Genomic DNA, 15,030 nt, shown 5'->3' with positions numbered 1-15,030 from the left:
CATGATAAAAACCAAGGCACTTGCCCTTGCATTCACCGCTGCCCTCTCCATTGGCCTGGTGGGCTGCTCTGCGGAAAGCTCGCAGGAAACAACCTCCACCACTGCAAGCGACAAGGACCTGCCGGTAGTGCTGACCACGTTCACGGTGATCCAAGACATTGCCGCCAACGTGGCTGGCGAGCACCTGAAGGTGGAATCCATCACCAAACCCGGCGCGGAGATCCACGGCTACGAGCCCACCCCAGGCGACATCGCACGCGCTGCGGATGCGGACCTGATTTTGGATAACGGCATGAACCTGGAGAACTGGTTCGCGCAGTTTGTTGCTGATCTGGATGTGCCGCACGCCGTGGTCAGCGAGGGCGTGGATCCGATCGACATCGCCGAGGACGCGTATGCCGGCAAGCCCAACCCGCACGCCTGGATGAGCCCGGTAAACGTGCAGAAGTACGTGGACAACATTGTGAAGGCGTTCAGTGAGCTCGCCCCAGAGCACGCCGAGGACTTCAAGGCCAACGGCGAGAAATACAAAAACGAACTCCAGGGCGTCCAGGATGAGCTGGAAACCAAGCTGGCAAAAGTACCCGACAACCAGCGTGCGCTGGTGACGTGTGAGGGTGCGTTTTCCTACCTGGCGCGCGACGCAAAGCTGACGGAGCGCTACATCTGGCCAGTCAACGCGGAGCAGGAGGCCACCCCACAGCAGATCGCGGGTGCCATTGAGTTTGTGAAGGAAAACGACGTCCCTGCCGTGTTCTGTGAGTCCACGGTCTCCAACGCCCCGATGATGCAGGTGGTTGAGGCCACCGGCGCTCAGTTCGGCGGCACGCTGTACGTGGACTCCCTGTCTGAAGAAAACGGTCCGGTGCCGACCTACCTGGATCTGATCCGCCATGACACCAACACCATCATCGAGGGCCTGACTGGGAGGACAAAGTGACACCGGCGATAGAGGTTGACAACGTCGTGGTGCGATACGGCGATGTGCTCGCGCTCGACGGCGCAACGCTGACCGTGGAGCCGGGCCGCATTTGCGGCCTGATCGGCATGAATGGCGCTGGCAAATCCACGTTGCTCAAGGCGATCATGGGGTTGGCGAAGCCAGACTGCGGCGAAGTGCGCATCAACGGCATGGACCCGCTTCGCGCCCGCAAAACACAGGTATTGGGCTACGTTCCGCAAAGCGAAGAGGTGGACTGGCAGTTCCCGGTCACCGTGCGCGACGTGGTGATGATGGGCCGCTACGGACACATGGGGTTTACCCGCCGCCCGCATGCCGATGACATCGCGGCGGTTAATAGTGCCCTTGCGCGCACCCACCTCACCGAGTTTGCGAATCGCCAGATCGGGCAGCTGTCCGGCGGACAGAAAAAGCGCGCGTTTATCGCCCGGGGCATTGCACAAGGCGCGAGCATCATGCTTTTAGACGAGCCCTTTGCCGGCGTAGACAAACACTCCGAGGCGACCATCACCGCCCTGCTTAAGGAGCTAGCTTCAGAAGGGACGACGATTTTTGTGGTCACACACGATTTGGTGGCGTTGCCACAGCTCGCGCCGGAGACGGTTCTGTTGAACCGTCGGGTGCTCATGCACGGCCCAACTGACGTGGTGTTAGAGCCCGACAACCTGGTGCAGGGCTTCGGGATGGGGGTCGCATCATGATCAGCAACATGATCGATATCTTGACGCAACCGTTTGCGTATGACTTCATGGTGCGCGCACTTGCCACATCCCTGGTGGCGTCGGTTGTGTGCGCGGTGTTGTCCTGCTGGCTGGTGTTGGTTGGCTGGTCCCTGATGGGTGATGCGGTCAGCCACGCGGTGCTTCCCGGCGTGGTGCTGGCCTACATCGTGGGCGTGCCGTTTGCCCTGGGTGCGGTGGTCTTCGGCTTCATCGCAGTGGCGCTGATCGGGCTGGTGCGTGATACCTCCCGGGTGAAGGAGGACGCGGCCATTGGCATCGTGTTCACCACCATGTTCGCGCTGGGGCTTGTGCTGATTTCGGTCACGCCCTCGCATACGGATCTAAACCACATCATCTTTGGCAACCTGCTTGGTGTCTCCCGCGATGACTTGCTGCAGGTGGCCATCCTGGGCGCGATTGTCTTTAGCGTGCTGGTGCTCAAACGCCGCGACTTTACGCTCTACGCCTTCGACCCGATCCACGCGCATGCCATTGGGCTTAACCCGCGGTTGCTGGGTGCGGCATTGCTGGCGCTGTTGGCGCTGACTTCGGTGGTGGCGCTGCAGGCTGTCGGCGTGATCCTGGTGGTGGCCATGCTGATCATCCCGGGCGCTACCGCGTATCTGCTCACCAACAAGTTCGGCATCATGCTGATCATTGCGCCGGCCATGTCCGCGGCATGCGCCATCATTGGCCTGTACTGCTCCTACTACCTAGACACGGCTTCTGGCGGGATGATCGTGCTGGCGCAGGGTGTGGTGTTTGCCGTGGTGTACCTGTTCGGCCCGCACGGGGTGACCCGGGAGCGCCGTTACGCCTCCAAGCGCACAAAGACGGAGTCTGTGGCTTCCTGACCAAGCGGGACCGCTGCGCTGGCGCCGGCCAGCCGCACCTCAAGCGCACCGGAGTAAGGCGCCCCCTGGCCCACCTCCAGGGTGGCGCCGACAACAAGCCCGTGGCTGTCCAAGAATTGGAGCAGCTTCGGGTCATCGTCAGCAATCCGCTCAATCGTGGCCGTCTGTCCCGGCTCAACGCCGGTGAGCGGGACGGCCTCGGGTGCGTCGATGCGCCCGCTGGCAGAAGGGATGGGATCCCCGTGTGGGTCGCGGGTGGGGTGGTCCAGGAACGCGTCGATGCGCTCAACCATGAAATTACTCACGGAATGCTCGAGGTTCTCGGCCTCATCGTGCACCTGATCCCAGGTGTAACCAAGCGCTTCCACCAAGAAGGTTTCAATGAGTCGGTGGCGACGGATCATCGCTACCGCGTAACGGTAGCCGGTCTCTGTGAGCTCGACGGCTCCATAGGGCTGGTGCTGGACCAAGCCTTGCTCCCCCAGCTTGCGCACCGCCTCAGAAACGGTGGATTTACGCAGATCAAGGTGCTTGGCTAACGAGGTAGACGTGACCGGCTGATCCGACCACTCCGACAGCGCCCAGATGCCCTTGAGATAGTTCTGGGTGCTGGGAGAAAGATCGCCGACTGACATATCGGCCACTCTACTTGCGGCGCTACTTGCCAGCAGCACCCGGCCGAGTCATCAACACCAGCGCCACAGGCCCGCTGGCGGTGCGCTCCCCCGTACACGACTTCGACGCACTGCAGGACCCGCAGCCGCCAGCGCAGCACGCTGAGCCCAGCGGTTCTAACTTCAGCAGGTCCGTGCGCTCCAAGTGGTGGATGATCGCATCCACTGTGGAGGTGGACAAGCCAGTGCGCTGGCAAATCTCCCTACGGCTGCGTGCACCCTCACGCATGGCGGTGGTGACCGCCTCCATTGGCGGCAGGTCCAGCGTTGCCGTTCGCGCTTGAGTTTTTCTGCGAAACATCACATGAACACCCGCAGCACCTGGAATGTCAACACGGCTAAAAGCCACGCCACGCCGATCTGGCCCACCATGGTGATCATGGTCCACTTCCAGCCGATCTCACGCCGCTGCGCGGCAAGCGTTGCTACACACGGCGTGTAGGCCAGCAGGAAGATCATGTACGCCCAGGCGGCGGCGGTTGCGTGTCCGCCCGAGGACTGCTCAAAGTCCGCGCGCACCGCCCTAGCCAGGTCCGAGTCACCCTGCTCTTCGGGGCCGGCGTCATCCTCCAGAGGATCAGCCACCGCATAGGTTTGCGCCCAAGTGGAGATCAGTGCCTCCTTGGCCAAAAATCCGGTGATCAGCGGGCCGGTGAGTGACCAAGAGTTGAAGCCAGCCGGCTCAAAGACCGGCGCGATTGCCTCAGAGACCACGCCGTAGACGGAGTCCTGCGGGTGCAGCTCCTCATCGCCCCAGGAGTAACCAGCAACGGCCGGGGTGGACTGCAAGAACCAGATGGCCACCACGGTGGCGACGATGATGCCGCCCGCCGTTTGTAAAAAGCCCTTCAGACGCACCCAAGTCACCGACGCCGTCAGATGTGCCGTGGGCAGCTGGTAGACCGGCAGGTCAATCACCAACGGATCAGCACCCATGGTGCGCCACAACAGGTTCTTCAATACCAGGCCCGAGAGCACCACCAACACAATGGAGATCACGTACATGGCAAACACCACAAGTCCCGCATGGTCAGGGAAGAAGACGTTGGCCATCATCACGTACACCGTCAACCGGGCTGAGCACGAGGTAAACGGCACCAGCATGGACGTCAATCGACGCTGGATTGGCGACGCTAGAACGCGCGTCGCCGAAATCGCCGGCACATTACAGCCAAAGCCCACAATCAGAGGGATAAACGCCTTGCCCGGCAGGCCGATCGCCCGCATAACGCGGTCCGCCACCACGGCCGCGCGCGCCATGTATCCGGAGTCCTCTAGCACCGCGAGGCAGAAAAACATCAACGCCATCAAAGGCACGAACGTTAAGACCATGCCGACGCCGTTGATGAGGCCGTCGATAAGCAGGCCATGCACAAATGGATAATCCAAGCCAACCGCAACAAGGCCGGCTGCCGCCCAGTCGGATAACGGCCCGGTGAAGAAGCCTTCCATCCAGTCTTGGAAAGGAGCGGCGACGGTGGTGGTGATCTCGAAGACCACAAACATGGCCGCCAGGAAGATCAGCGGGCCAAGGACTGGGTGCAGCACGAAACGGTCGATGGTTTCGGAGGTGGTGGCGCGACTTTCGTCCCGCAGGGTGGCGGCCGCGACCGCATCATCGATCCAGGTGAAGCGGGCATCGGCGGCCTCGAATCCGTCATCCTCGGGGGTGTGCGGGCGGTGCGTGACCACCGGCTTGTGCAGCTCTTCGTGCACCACCTCAGCAAGACCAGCTACTTCTCTACGCCTCGGGTCAAGCGCCACCACCGGCACCCCCAACTTCGCCGACAAGACGTCTGCGTCCACCTCAAGCCCCTGGCGCTGGGCGACATCGCCCTTGGTCAGCACGATCACCATGCGATACGGCAGCTCCGCAACCTGCGCAGCCAAATAGAGCCCGCGCGAGATGTTGGCGGTATCCACCGCAACCATGACCAGATCAGGCCGGCCCTCCCCCAGTCTGCCGGGGTTATCCAACAGCAGCTCGCGCGTCAGCGCCTCATCGGGGCTGATCGGATCCAGCGAATAGGCACCAGGGAAATCGATGACGTTGTAGTCCCCACCGTGCTTCTCACTGGGCGTCCGGCGCGAACCCTTGCGGGTGTGCCACACGCCGCGGGAAACCTCAACGGTGGTTCCCGGGTAGTTGGCCATGGTCACGCCCGCGCCGGTCAGCGCGTTGAAGAGCGTGGATTTGCCAGCGTTGGGTGCTCCGACCAGCGCGATGGTGGGCTGGCCGTGTGCGACCTCGTCCGGGGTAGTGCCGCAGTGGGAGCAGGCGGATGCGCTATGGGATTCCGGGCTCATTGGGCTGATCGGTGTGCTTGGGGAACTCACAGTGCCGCCTCCGTGTGCTGGACGTGAATGCTGCGCAGCGCCTGTGCATCAAGCGCGTAGCGGGTGCTGTTGGTGCGCACCACACGCCCGCCGCCGGCGGTCTTTTGCACCACGGTCACCTCGGCGCCGTGGCGCAGGCCCAGCTCGTGCAGCCGACGGTCAAGTGCCTCGTCAGCGTTGGTGGTGGTGATGGTGGTTTGGGTGCCCACCGGAACGTCGATAAGCAAAAGCTCCTGTGCCATGCGCCGCGTCCTTTGAAGTCAAAAGAATTAGGTAAGGGTTACTCATGTAAGTTTAGCCTTACCTGGCGCGAAAAGGGGCCCCTATGCCCGTTTTCTTTTCCCCGGAATCTTCGCCCATCCTGGCAGCGGTACTTCGCGGCCAAAAATGTTCACTACTGTGCGGTTATAGCCTGCGATCGCCTCGTCGTAGTAACCGACTAGCTGCGTACACAACGCGTCCCAAGTTTTATCCGCAACCGAGGCACGCGCGTTGGCTTTGAGCTCATCCAATCGGGCAGGATCAAGAATCCAGGCGGCGGCCTCCGGCAGGTCCTGCTCAAAGGTGTCAACGTCTAGCAGCATGCCGTTGACGTGGTTAGCAATCAGGTCGATCGGACCACCCGCCTTCGGGCCAATGGTGGGCACACCGCAAGCCTGCGCCTCCTGGATGGCCTGGCAGAACGTTTCAAACTCACCGGTGTGCACGAAAAGATCCAGGCTGGCGTAGGCGCGCGCGAGCTGCTCGCCAGATAAAGCACCCGTGAACACCGCGCCGGGAAGCGCTGCTTCGAGTGCGGCGCGCTCCGGGCCGTCACCAACAATCACCAGCTGAATCGACGGGTCTGCCGCAAGCGGCGCGAGGCGGTGCACGGACTTCTCCGCAGCCAAACGGCCAACAAACCCGACAATGCGCTTCGTGCCGCTCGGATCCCACTTACGGCGCAGCATCTCTGAACGACGCCGCGGGTGAAACAGCTCCGCGTCCACCCCGCGCCCCCAGTGGTGCACGTTCTCAATGCCGTGCCGTTCCAACTCTGCGATCGCCTGAGAGGACGGCGCAAGGGTGAGCTCACACATGTTGTGCACCGTGCGCGTCCACTCCCACGCAATGGAGGCAACCATGGCCGCGTGGTACTTCGTGGCAAAGCCAGCAACATCCGTCTGATACAGCGCCACCGCTGGAATCCCCAGCTGGGATGCAGAAAACGCGCCCGCACCACCAAGCACAAACGGGCTGGCCAAGTGGATCACATCAGGTTTGAACCCCGCCAACGCCGCCGTGACGTTGGTAGTGGGCACGCCAACCGGCAACGAATCCACCAACGGGATACGCACCGTGGGCACGCGCACAATCTCAAAACCCAGGTAGTCCGGAACCTCCTCCTGGAAGTCGCGCGCACCTGGGGCCACCACGATCGCCTCGTGGCCTTCCGCTTTGAGGTGTTCAAGTACGCGCAGCACGGAGTTGGTGACGCCGTTGATGTTTGGCAAGAACGATTCTGCAACGATTCCCACTCGCATACTCAGTCACCCTTGCACGCTTAAGGAAATTTTTGCGCAACCCAACGTGAAGTCCGCGTGAATTCTCATGGCCAGCAACACACCTACTTGTTTAAGCGCTGCGCCAGCGCGCGACGCGTGTGACGAGTAGTTACGGCTTCCACGATGGTGATCGGCGCGGGCTGCGCTTCCACGTCAACCAGGATCTGCTGCAGCTCCGCCACATTTTCTGCACGGCGGTAATCAGCACCATAGCCTTCGGCGATGGCCTCAATGTCCGCGTTATGCGGGGTGCCAAAGGCGCGCTCGAAGTACTCGCGCACGTGATCCGCTCCTACCTCCAGGGTTTCAAAGATGCCGCCTCCATTGTCATTGGCCACCACGATGGTCAGGTTGCCTGGCCGCGGCTCATCCGGGCCGATCAGCAGCCCGTTCACATCGTGCAGGAACGTTAAATCCCCTACCAACGCAACCGTGCGCGGGGCGCGGATCTCATCCGGCCGCAGCGCCTGCGTAGCCAGGGCAACGCCGACCGCTTGGGACAAGGTGCCATCAATACCCGCAGCGCCACGCGGCGCGTACGTATCCACACCGTCAAAGGGCATGCCGACTAGGGACGCATCACGCACCGGGTTCGACGCCCCCAACACAAAGGCGTCCCCAACCGCCAGGGTGTCGCACACCGCTGCGGCAACGTGCAGGCCGGTAAAGCCAAACGCTTCGCTCTCCAGCGCGCTGCGAACGGTCTCCGCGCCCACGTCACCAGCAGCCTCGCAGATCTTCAGCCACGTGTCCGTCGGCTGGCCCGTCACACGCACGGAAGAACCACGCACGCTCGGGTTGCCCGTGAAAATCTCACTGCGCGACAGCCCGATGACCTCAATCGCCGGATCCGCCATCAGCGCCATCACATCCCGGTGCAGCGTGGGGTGGCCCACCACAATGACCTGCTCCGGCTTGGTGGACGCCGCGAAATCACCACCGTCATGAGAGATCGCCACCTCCGACTGCGCAAAAAACCTCGCCGCCAGCGGGTGTACCTGGTGAAACGGCGTCGGCGCGGTCGGCTCCGCAATCGTCGGCACGTGCTCCAGCCCGGGCACCTCCCACGCCTCATCGCCAGCAATCACCAGCGTGTCGCGCGTCAGGTCCACATCCACCACGCCGTGGTCCACAAACCTTGTCGCCTGAGTCAGGGAGCCCGGCCCCACCCTCCGGAGCTTCTTGCTTACCGACGCCACGTTCCCCGGCACCAACGGCACATCCAACGCCACATTGATATGGACTTGGGGGGCGCTAAAGGAGATCCCGCTGACGTGCTCCAGCAACTGCACCTGCTGCGTTTGTGCATAACGGCCGAAGATGCCCTGCTGCCAGATAGTTTGGCTCGCACCAGTGCCCACCAGGTGTTCCGGGCGATCCGCGCTGATCACCGCGAGCGGGGTGTGCGACATGTGCGCCTCGACTACCGCTGGAAGCGCGTTCGCAACCGCCGTACCAGACGTCATAACCACACCAACGTGGCGTTTCTGCACGCGGGCGAGCCCTAAGGCTGTGAAGGCGGCCGAGCGTTCGTCGATACGCATATGCACCTGGATATCCCCACGAGAAAGCAACGCGTACGCCAGCGGCGAGTTGCGCGAACCCGGACTCATCACCACATCAGTGACATGTTCTGCCAGCTCCTCAGCCACCGCCGAGGCAAGAGCGAAAGACTCCACGCCTACCCCCTCGACAACTCATCAAGCTTGTTGAACAGCTCTTCAAAATTGATGTCCGGCAGCGGGACATCCGTAGGCAGCACCTCAGTGGGTACTACCGGAGCCGGCTCCTCATCCGGATTCGCGTTGTCACGCTCCCCGAAACCGAAATCAAAGGGTTTGCGCGTAGTGGTCACCGTGGTTGTGGCCGTGGACGTTTCCGTCACCGTCACCGGCGGTTTGTTCGCCTCCTGTGCCGAAGCACGCCACAGGAAAAACAGCACTACGGCCGCAACCGCCAAGATCGCGGCAAGCAAACCGAGTGCCAACGCCGCGGTATTCGTCCCCTTCTGCGGCGTGTTGTAGCTTGAAACGCCGTAATCCGGCTCGCCGTAATACGGCTCGTTGTAGCCACCCCCGTACTGGCTGGACTGGTCCGGAAAATACTGCTGCGGGCGACCCGGATATTGTTCACCCGAATCGCCCGCACCGAACTGGCGCGTCTGGTTATCCATGCGCCATAAGTTACCGCACCAAGCCTGTAAGTGTTAGAGCACCAAACCGAACACCGGCACAGCGATGAAGTAGGTAGCCAGAGAGATCAGCACCAGGCCGATCAGGTTCAGCCCAACACCGCCCTTGATCATCTCGCCCATCTTGACGTGGCCCGAGGAGTACGCGATAGCGTTCGGCGGGGTTGCCACCGGCAGCATGAACGCACAGGTTGCGGCCAGCGCAACCGGGATAGCCAGGATCAGGACGTTCATCTCGGTGGACTCGGTCAAACCAATACCCACTGCAACACCGCCCATGATTGGCAGGAAGGTTGCAGCCGTTGCCGTGTTGGAGGTCAGCTCCGTCAGGAACAGCACCAGTGCCGCGACCGCAGCCAACAGCAGGAACACCGGCAAGACCGACAGGCCCTTGGCCTTCTCACCAATCCACAGGGACAGGCCCGTGGCGGTGAACATGGCGGACAGGCTCAAGCCACCACCGAAGAGCAGCAGCACGTCCCACGGCATCTCATTGGCGGTCTTCCAGTCCAAGATGCGCTTGCCGTCCTTGTTGGCCGGGACAATGAACATGAGCAGGCCGGCGATAATGCCCACAACTGCATCGTCGTACGGGAAGTCCCATCCGAAGTGGTTGCGGCCCAGCGGGATGAAAATCCAGGTCAGCGCAGCAAGCAGGAAGATGACACCCACGGCTACCTGCGGGAAGGTCCACGACCCAAGCTTCTTCAGCTCAGCGTCAATCAGTTCCTTACCGCCCGGGATCTGGTCAACCTCAGGCTTGAAGACGGTGATGAGCATCCACCACGCAATAAAAGTGAACACGATTGCAACCGGCATACCCACAAGCATCCACTCACCGAAGCCGATGGTGATGCCGTGCGCTTCCTCCATGTAACCCTTCAGCAGGGCGTTCGGCGGGGTACCAATCAGGGTGCCCAGGGAACCGATGGACGCAGAATATGCAATTGCCAACATCAGGGCGGTGGCGAAACGCTTCTGATTCTTCATGCCACCCACAGACTCCGCGGTCAATGCCAACACGGAGGTACCGATCGGCAGCATCACCACAGCGGTTGCGGTGTTAGACACCCACATGGACATAAAGCCCGTAGCCAGCATGAAGCCCAAGATGATGCGCTTCGGGCTGGTACCAACCAACTTCACCACGACCAACGCCAGGCGACGGTGCAGGTTCCAACGCTGCAGGCCAAGGGCCATCAGGAAGCCACCCATGAACAGGAAGATAGTGGCGGAAGCGTACGGGGAAGAGACGCTCTTAAACGGCGCAACGCCCATCACCGGGAAGATCGCAATCGGCACCAGGGCGGTTGCGGCAAGCGGGATCGCCTCCGTCATCCACCACGCTGCCATCAAGACAGTCGTTGCGGCGACAACGCGCATGGCCTGCGCGGAGTACTCCACGCCTTCCTTCGCGCCGGAGGACTGGGCTACGGTGTCAGCCGCTCCTGCCGGGAAGAAGATGTACACCAAGATTGCCAGGACAATGCCTGTGAGCAATCCGATGAGTTGGCGGCGCCACTCGCCCGCCTCTGGGCCGGGGGCGCGGTCACCGTCTGACAAGGCGGTGGATTCATGAACTACGGGAGTAGACATCTCGAGTTCCTCTCTTTGACGTCACCGAAAAACGGGAATGACAATTTCCGCATAGCACTTTAACGCCACATGTAGCCCAACCCGCCAAAACTACCGAAGTGTGACAAGTTCTACACCCGTAGGTGGGTAATGCACTCCCTCACACGCTGGAACCACCAGTCACGAGTCGCCCCCGGCGCGCGCAGCCCGTGGAGACGTTCCGGGTCGGGGGTGGTGCGGGTGAGGTGCAACGTGCCGTCGAAAAGCTGCCGCTCCGGCGCAACATCTTCCACAAACAACCGCTGGGTGGCCAGCCCGGCCGCGCGCGAGCCAGTGAGCTTCGCCGCAACCAGCCCGGCATCGATGCCTACCGCCGTATCCAGCGCGCTTGCAACGGTGAGCTGCAGGTTCAGCTCCTTGGCTAGCTGCAGCGTCCTTCGGACACCACCCAGGGGCGCCTGCTTGACCACGCCCACGGGAACCACCCCAACCACCCTCGCCGGGTCCTCGGCGCGGCGAATCGACTCATCCGCGGCGATGGGTGTATGCACCTGGTGTTGGACAGCGCCGAGCTCCTCGACGGTTTTGCAGGGCTGCTCAATATATTCGAGCGGGCCGCGTTCAGTAAGCGCGCGCTCTGCTTCGATCGCCTGGGCAACACTCCAGCCGCCGTTGGCGTCTACACGAATCGCGGCCTCCGGGCGCAGGCGGCGGACCTGGTTGACGCGCATGACGTCGTCCTGGAGCGTCTGGCCGGATTCAGCGACCTTGATCTTGAAAGTCTGCACGCCCGGAAAGCGTTCAAGAACAGCCTCGACGTCCTGCGGCTGAACCGCCGGGACCGTGCCGTTGACTGGCACCGCGCCGTGTGCTTCCGGCAGCCCCAGGTAGGCAGCTTCCAGCCCGGCGCGCAGCCAGTGCTTCGCTTCCTGCGGCTTGTACTCGGTGAACGGGGAGAACTCGCCCCACCCCTTCGGGCCGTTAATCAGCAGCGCCTCGCGCGTAGTGATGCCGCGGAACTTCACCCGCATCGGCAACGCCACCACGTGGGAGCGCTGCAGGATGTCATCAACGTTTATTTCTTGGATTATTTCCTGGATTACTTCCTGGATGTTGAGGGGGTTTTCGGGCAGTTCCATGCGCGCCAGCGTAGCGTGGGTGACCATGAGCGCACCTGAACGCAGCCGGCTGGCACAGCGACTGTTTCCTGACGGCACCGAGCCCGACCCGCGCTTCACCCTTGCCAACGAGCGCACCTTCCTCGCCTGGACGCGCACCTCCCTGGCGTTTTTGGCAGGCGGGGTGGCGCTGGCCGCTTTCGACATTGACGGGTTACACCCCGACTACCAAACCGCCGTCGCCGTCCTGGTGATCCTCGGCGGGCTGTGCATCTCCGCCGGAGCCGCAGTGCGCTGGGTACACGTGGAGCGGGCCATGCGCACTGGCCGACCTCTGCCCGTGCCGGCGATTATCCCGGTGTTGTCCTTCATCGTGTTTGTGGCGCTGGCGGTGACCATTGTGATGGTGGCGGTGTAAATGCCGCGTTCAGGCAGGTTGCTTCCTTCGCAAGCGCCGCTGCAGGCACACGAGGACCCGGGCCTGCAGCCGGAGCGCACCTCTATGTCTTGGGCGCGAACCGCGATGGCGATGCTAGTGGTGTCTTTGACGCTGCTGCGCTGGGCGGATGCGTACGGTCCTGCCATTTTCGCTTTGATCACCGTGCTGGTGGTGTGCGCCATTTACGTGGTGTCCTCCAACCGTGCGGATTATCTGCGGGACGTCCACGGAATCCAAAACGAATCCCTCTCCCCCAACATCGCACGCGTTATGGTGATGGTTTTCGCCGTCACGTTGCTGGGCCTGGGCGCGGTGGTGCTGGTGCTGACGCGGTAGGTTCGGCCCACGTACCATCACCCCTATGAGCCAGAACACCCAGTACTCCACCGCCAACCCCTTCGACGCCTCCCAGTGGAAGCCGGCAACCGAAGAAGCGTTCACGGACATTACGTATCACCGCCACGTGGGCACGGAGCGTAAAGACGGCATTGTCCGCATCGCGTTTGACCGCCCGGAGGTGCGCAATGCGTTTCGCCCGCACACGGTGGATGAGCTGTATCGCGCGCTGGATCATGCGCGCCGCGATCCGTCCGTGGGCACGATCCTGCTCACCGGCAACGGTCCGTCCGAGAAGGACGGCGGTTGGGCGTTTTGCTCCGGCGGTGACCAGCGCATTCGTGGCCGCAGCGGCTACCAGTACGCAGGTGGCGACACAGCCGACACCGTCGATGAGGCCCGCGTCAAAGCTGAAGGCGGGCGCCTGCACATTCTTGAGGTGCAGCGTCTGATTCGCACGATGCCCAAGGTGGTCATCGCTGTGGTCAACGGGTGGGCGGCTGGTGGCGGCCACTCCCTGCACGTGGTGTGCGACCTGACCATCGCGTCGCGTGAAGAGGCCCGCTTCAAGCAGACGGACGCGGACGTCGGGTCTTTCGACGCCGGCTACGGCTCCGCCTACCTGGCCAAGATGGTGGGTCAGAAGTTTGCGCGCGAGATTTTCTTCCTAGGCCGCACCTACTCCGCGGAGGAGATGCAGCGGATGGGCGCGGTGAACATCGTCGCCGACCACGCTGAGCTGGAGAATGAGGCGATCCAGGTTGCGCGTGAGATCAACACGAAGTCTCCCACCGCCCAGCGCATGCTGAAGTTCGCGTTCAACCTTGTCGATGACGGTCTGATGGGCCAGCAGGTGTTCGCTGGTGAGGCTACTCGCCTGGCGTACATGACCGATGAGGCCGTGGAGGGCCGCGACTCCTTCCTGCAGAAGCGCCCACCGAACTGGGACGAGTTCCCTTACTACTATTAGGAGCTTTTTGCTTATCGACGCCCAGCGTCCTCCCAGCCCCCGCCGCTACCCTCACCACATGTTGACTCACAGCATGTTGAACCGAACGATCATCACCGCCGGCGCCGCCGCTGCTGTGCTGGCGCTCGCTTCATGCGGCACGTCGGAGTCCGCGGACCCCGCGCAGGAGGCAACGGCCACCGCCACGGAGACCACCAAGATCGCGGACTCGGCCGCACCCACTGAAACCGTGAGGGAGACTGTGACGGCGACGCAGGACGCTGCACCGCCTGCGCAACCACCAGCACCGCAACAAAGCCTGCGCGATACTTACGCAGATGCCATCGCTAACCCGGCGCGCTTCTTCCCGGAGCCGCAGCCGGGGCATGACGGCACGTTCCAATACGCGTTGTTGGACGTGGATGGGGATGCCGTACCGGAGTTGTTGGTGCGTGAGGGTGGTACCGGTGAGCGTCGAATAGCAATAGCCCTTGCAACCGGGGAGCAGGCCGCGAGCACGCTTGCAGACGGCGATGGGACCCTCCTGTTTTCCAACGGGATGTACCCGGGGTTGGAGGAGTACCGCTTCGGCGAAACCACGGCGACGATCACGCAGTATGAGCTGCGCGGCGGGCGCGTGGAGCAGGTCAGCGGGCCAACGGACACCATTGTTGGCAACCCGTTGGATGAATTCAATGTGATCAGCTGGCTGCCCACCACCGACCCAAGCGCGCTGAATACGCTGGATACCTTGGCTAACACCGACCCGCTGGCGCAGCCGCTGGCCGGCTCTTTCCGCCAGTACTCCATCGAGCGCGACTGGCGGGGCGACAGCTTCAACGTGGAGATCGCCTACCCCAACGTGACCTACCCGGAGCTGGGCTGCCGCGGCACGCTCGAACCGACGCCACCCGGCCACGCAGGCCAAGCCGGCTTCATCGAGCACATCACCGAAGGCACCTGCGACGACGGCGGCACATGGCACTTGCTTCTTAGCGCTGCGTCGCTCCAAGCCGGTGCCCCCGCCATCTATAAAGCGCGCTATGTTGCGCCGGATGGCCGCTACGTCGCAGACGGCGGGTTTAGGTAGTGGGTGGGCTCCCAATGCGAGAGGAGAAGAAGATGCACAACAGTGCTTCCCCATCGGGTTCTGTGTCCGCCATGGACATAGTGAACGGCATTACGGCAGGCTTCCCGCACGGTTGGGCCGAGGACCTCGAAGAACCGGAGGAGTTGTCGCAGGACGACCTTCCTGGGTGGGAGTGAAGGTGGTATTGGAATCCCCATTCGCCCGCCAACCCCACACCACCAAGCACGCCCAACTACCCTT

16 protein-coding genes are annotated in these 15,030 nt (G+C 62.5%); 7 read left to right on the top strand and 9 right to left on the bottom strand.

The window, feature by feature from the left end; genetic code table 11:
• Position 1: 1 nt before the first annotated feature.
• The 3 genes from I6I71_RS04485 to I6I71_RS04475 are packed head-to-tail and all read left to right on the top strand — an operon-like array spanning position 2 to position 2,537.
• Positions 2–940, top strand: coding sequence for a metal ABC transporter substrate-binding protein (locus I6I71_RS04485; protein WP_201822597.1), 939 nt, complete (start codon positions 2–4; stop codon positions 938–940).
• Positions 937–1,662, top strand: coding sequence for a metal ABC transporter ATP-binding protein (locus I6I71_RS04480; protein WP_052205434.1), 726 nt, complete (start codon positions 937–939; stop codon positions 1,660–1,662). The genes I6I71_RS04485 and I6I71_RS04480 overlap by 4 nt, the downstream gene beginning before the upstream one ends.
• Before the next feature lie 8 nt (positions 1,663–1,670).
• Positions 1,671–2,537, top strand: coding sequence for a metal ABC transporter permease (locus I6I71_RS04475; RefSeq protein WP_157045392.1), 867 nt, complete (start codon positions 1,671–1,673; stop codon positions 2,535–2,537).
• Here I6I71_RS04475 and I6I71_RS04470 read toward each other — a convergent pair.
• The 9 genes from I6I71_RS04470 to I6I71_RS04430 all read right to left on the bottom strand — a co-directional run bounded on the left by I6I71_RS04470 (position 2,495) and on the right by I6I71_RS04430 (position 11,997).
• Complete coding sequence (locus I6I71_RS04470) at positions 2,495–3,172, bottom strand: metal-dependent transcriptional regulator (protein ID WP_201822595.1); 678 nt, start codon at positions 3,170–3,172, stop codon at positions 2,495–2,497. The genes I6I71_RS04475 and I6I71_RS04470 overlap by 43 nt on opposite strands.
• Positions 3,173–3,194: 22 nt before the next feature.
• Positions 3,195–3,512 (bottom strand): MarR family transcriptional regulator, encoded by a 318-nt coding sequence (locus I6I71_RS04465; protein WP_201822593.1) that lies wholly within the window; start codon positions 3,510–3,512, stop codon positions 3,195–3,197.
• Positions 3,512–5,518, bottom strand: a complete 2,007-nt coding sequence (gene feoB / locus I6I71_RS04460; RefSeq protein ID WP_201823343.1) for a ferrous iron transport protein B — start codon at positions 5,516–5,518, stop codon at positions 3,512–3,514. The genes I6I71_RS04465 and feoB overlap by 1 nt, the downstream gene beginning before the upstream one ends.
• Before the next feature lie 26 nt (positions 5,519–5,544).
• Positions 5,545–5,790: a FeoA family protein gene (locus I6I71_RS04455; RefSeq protein WP_201822591.1), complete on the bottom strand. Its 246-nt coding sequence runs from the start codon at positions 5,788–5,790 to the stop codon at positions 5,545–5,547.
• 81 nt (positions 5,791–5,871) lie between these two features.
• Positions 5,872–7,071: a glycosyltransferase family 4 protein gene (locus I6I71_RS04450; RefSeq protein ID WP_201822589.1), complete on the bottom strand. Its 1,200-nt coding sequence runs from the start codon at positions 7,069–7,071 to the stop codon at positions 5,872–5,874.
• Positions 7,072–7,154: 83 nt separating this feature from the next.
• The gene (menD, locus tag I6I71_RS04445) at positions 7,155–8,771 is read right to left on the bottom strand and encodes a 2-succinyl-5-enolpyruvyl-6-hydroxy-3-cyclohexene-1-carboxylic-acid synthase (protein WP_201822587.1); all 1,617 of its coding nucleotides are present in this window, start codon (positions 8,769–8,771) and stop codon (positions 7,155–7,157) included.
• A 2-nt stretch (positions 8,772–8,773) separates the two neighbouring features.
• Complete coding sequence (locus tag I6I71_RS04440) at positions 8,774–9,265, bottom strand: hypothetical protein (protein ID WP_201822585.1); 492 nt, start codon at positions 9,263–9,265, stop codon at positions 8,774–8,776.
• A 33-nt stretch (positions 9,266–9,298) separates the two neighbouring features.
• Entirely contained in the window at positions 9,299–10,879 is a 1,581-nt protein-coding gene (locus tag I6I71_RS04435) for an SLC13 family permease (protein WP_201822583.1), read from the bottom strand.
• Between the two features lie 110 nt (positions 10,880–10,989).
• The gene (locus I6I71_RS04430; RefSeq protein ID WP_201822574.1) at positions 10,990–11,997 is read right to left on the bottom strand and encodes an o-succinylbenzoate synthase; all 1,008 of its coding nucleotides are present in this window, start codon (positions 11,995–11,997) and stop codon (positions 10,990–10,992) included.
• Positions 11,998–12,022: 25 nt separating this feature from the next.
• On the opposite strand from I6I71_RS04430, the gene I6I71_RS04425 reads away from it, so the two are divergent.
• The 4 genes from I6I71_RS04425 to I6I71_RS04410 are packed head-to-tail and all read left to right on the top strand — an operon-like array spanning position 12,023 to position 14,790.
• Positions 12,023–12,394 (top strand): YidH family protein, encoded by a 372-nt coding sequence (locus tag I6I71_RS04425; protein ID WP_201822572.1) that lies wholly within the window; start codon positions 12,023–12,025, stop codon positions 12,392–12,394.
• Positions 12,395–12,751: a DUF202 domain-containing protein gene (locus tag I6I71_RS04420; RefSeq protein ID WP_052205443.1), complete on the top strand. Its 357-nt coding sequence runs from the start codon at positions 12,395–12,397 to the stop codon at positions 12,749–12,751.
• Positions 12,752–12,776: 25 nt separating this feature from the next.
• Positions 12,777–13,721: a 1,4-dihydroxy-2-naphthoyl-CoA synthase gene (locus I6I71_RS04415; protein WP_201822570.1), complete on the top strand. Its 945-nt coding sequence runs from the start codon at positions 12,777–12,779 to the stop codon at positions 13,719–13,721.
• Between the two features lie 58 nt (positions 13,722–13,779).
• Positions 13,780–14,790 carry a hypothetical protein gene (locus tag I6I71_RS04410; protein ID WP_201822568.1) on the top strand — a complete coding sequence of 337 codons (1,011 nt, stop codon included), beginning with the start codon at positions 13,780–13,782 and terminating at the stop codon, positions 14,788–14,790.
• Positions 14,791–15,030 lie beyond the last annotated feature (240 nt).

The organism is Corynebacterium riegelii (assembly GCF_016728505.1).
Classification (GTDB): Bacteria; Actinomycetota; Actinomycetes; order Mycobacteriales; family Mycobacteriaceae; genus Corynebacterium; species Corynebacterium riegelii.
This window is presented reverse-complemented; position numbering and strand designations above follow the sequence as displayed.

Bases quoted from the DNA above. Each gene is read 5' to 3' on its own strand.
- I6I71_RS04415 (WP_201822570.1), top strand. From the start codon at position 12,777: ATGAGCCAGAACACCCAGTACTCCACCGCCAACCCCTTCGACGCCTCC.
- I6I71_RS04440 (WP_201822585.1), bottom strand. From the start codon at position 9,265: ATGGATAACCAGACGCGCCAGTTCGGTGCGGGCGATTCGGGTGAACAA.
- I6I71_RS04430 (WP_201822574.1), bottom strand. From the start codon at position 11,997: ATGGAACTGCCCGAAAACCCCCTCAACATCCAGGAAGTAATCCAGGAA.
- I6I71_RS04425 (WP_201822572.1), top strand. From the start codon at position 12,023: ATGAGCGCACCTGAACGCAGCCGGCTGGCACAGCGACTGTTTCCTGAC.
- I6I71_RS04420 (WP_052205443.1), top strand. From the start codon at position 12,395: ATGCCGCGTTCAGGCAGGTTGCTTCCTTCGCAAGCGCCGCTGCAGGCA.
- I6I71_RS04435 (WP_201822583.1), bottom strand. From the start codon at position 10,879: ATGTCTACTCCCGTAGTTCATGAATCCACCGCCTTGTCAGACGGTGAC.
- I6I71_RS04450 (WP_201822589.1), bottom strand. From the start codon at position 7,071: ATGCGAGTGGGAATCGTTGCAGAATCGTTCTTGCCAAACATCAACGGC.
- I6I71_RS04485 (WP_201822597.1), top strand. From the start codon at position 2: ATGATAAAAACCAAGGCACTTGCCCTTGCATTCACCGCTGCCCTCTCC.
- I6I71_RS04465 (WP_201822593.1), bottom strand. From the start codon at position 3,512: ATGTTTCGCAGAAAAACTCAAGCGCGAACGGCAACGCTGGACCTGCCG.
- feoB (WP_201823343.1), bottom strand. From the start codon at position 5,518: ATGAGCCCGGAATCCCATAGCGCATCCGCCTGCTCCCACTGCGGCACT.
- I6I71_RS04455 (WP_201822591.1), bottom strand. From the start codon at position 5,790: ATGGCACAGGAGCTTTTGCTTATCGACGTTCCGGTGGGCACCCAAACC.
- I6I71_RS04475 (WP_157045392.1), top strand. From the start codon at position 1,671: ATGATCGATATCTTGACGCAACCGTTTGCGTATGACTTCATGGTGCGC.
- I6I71_RS04410 (WP_201822568.1), top strand. From the start codon at position 13,780: ATGTTGACTCACAGCATGTTGAACCGAACGATCATCACCGCCGGCGCC.
- I6I71_RS04470 (WP_201822595.1), bottom strand. From the start codon at position 3,172: ATGTCAGTCGGCGATCTTTCTCCCAGCACCCAGAACTATCTCAAGGGC.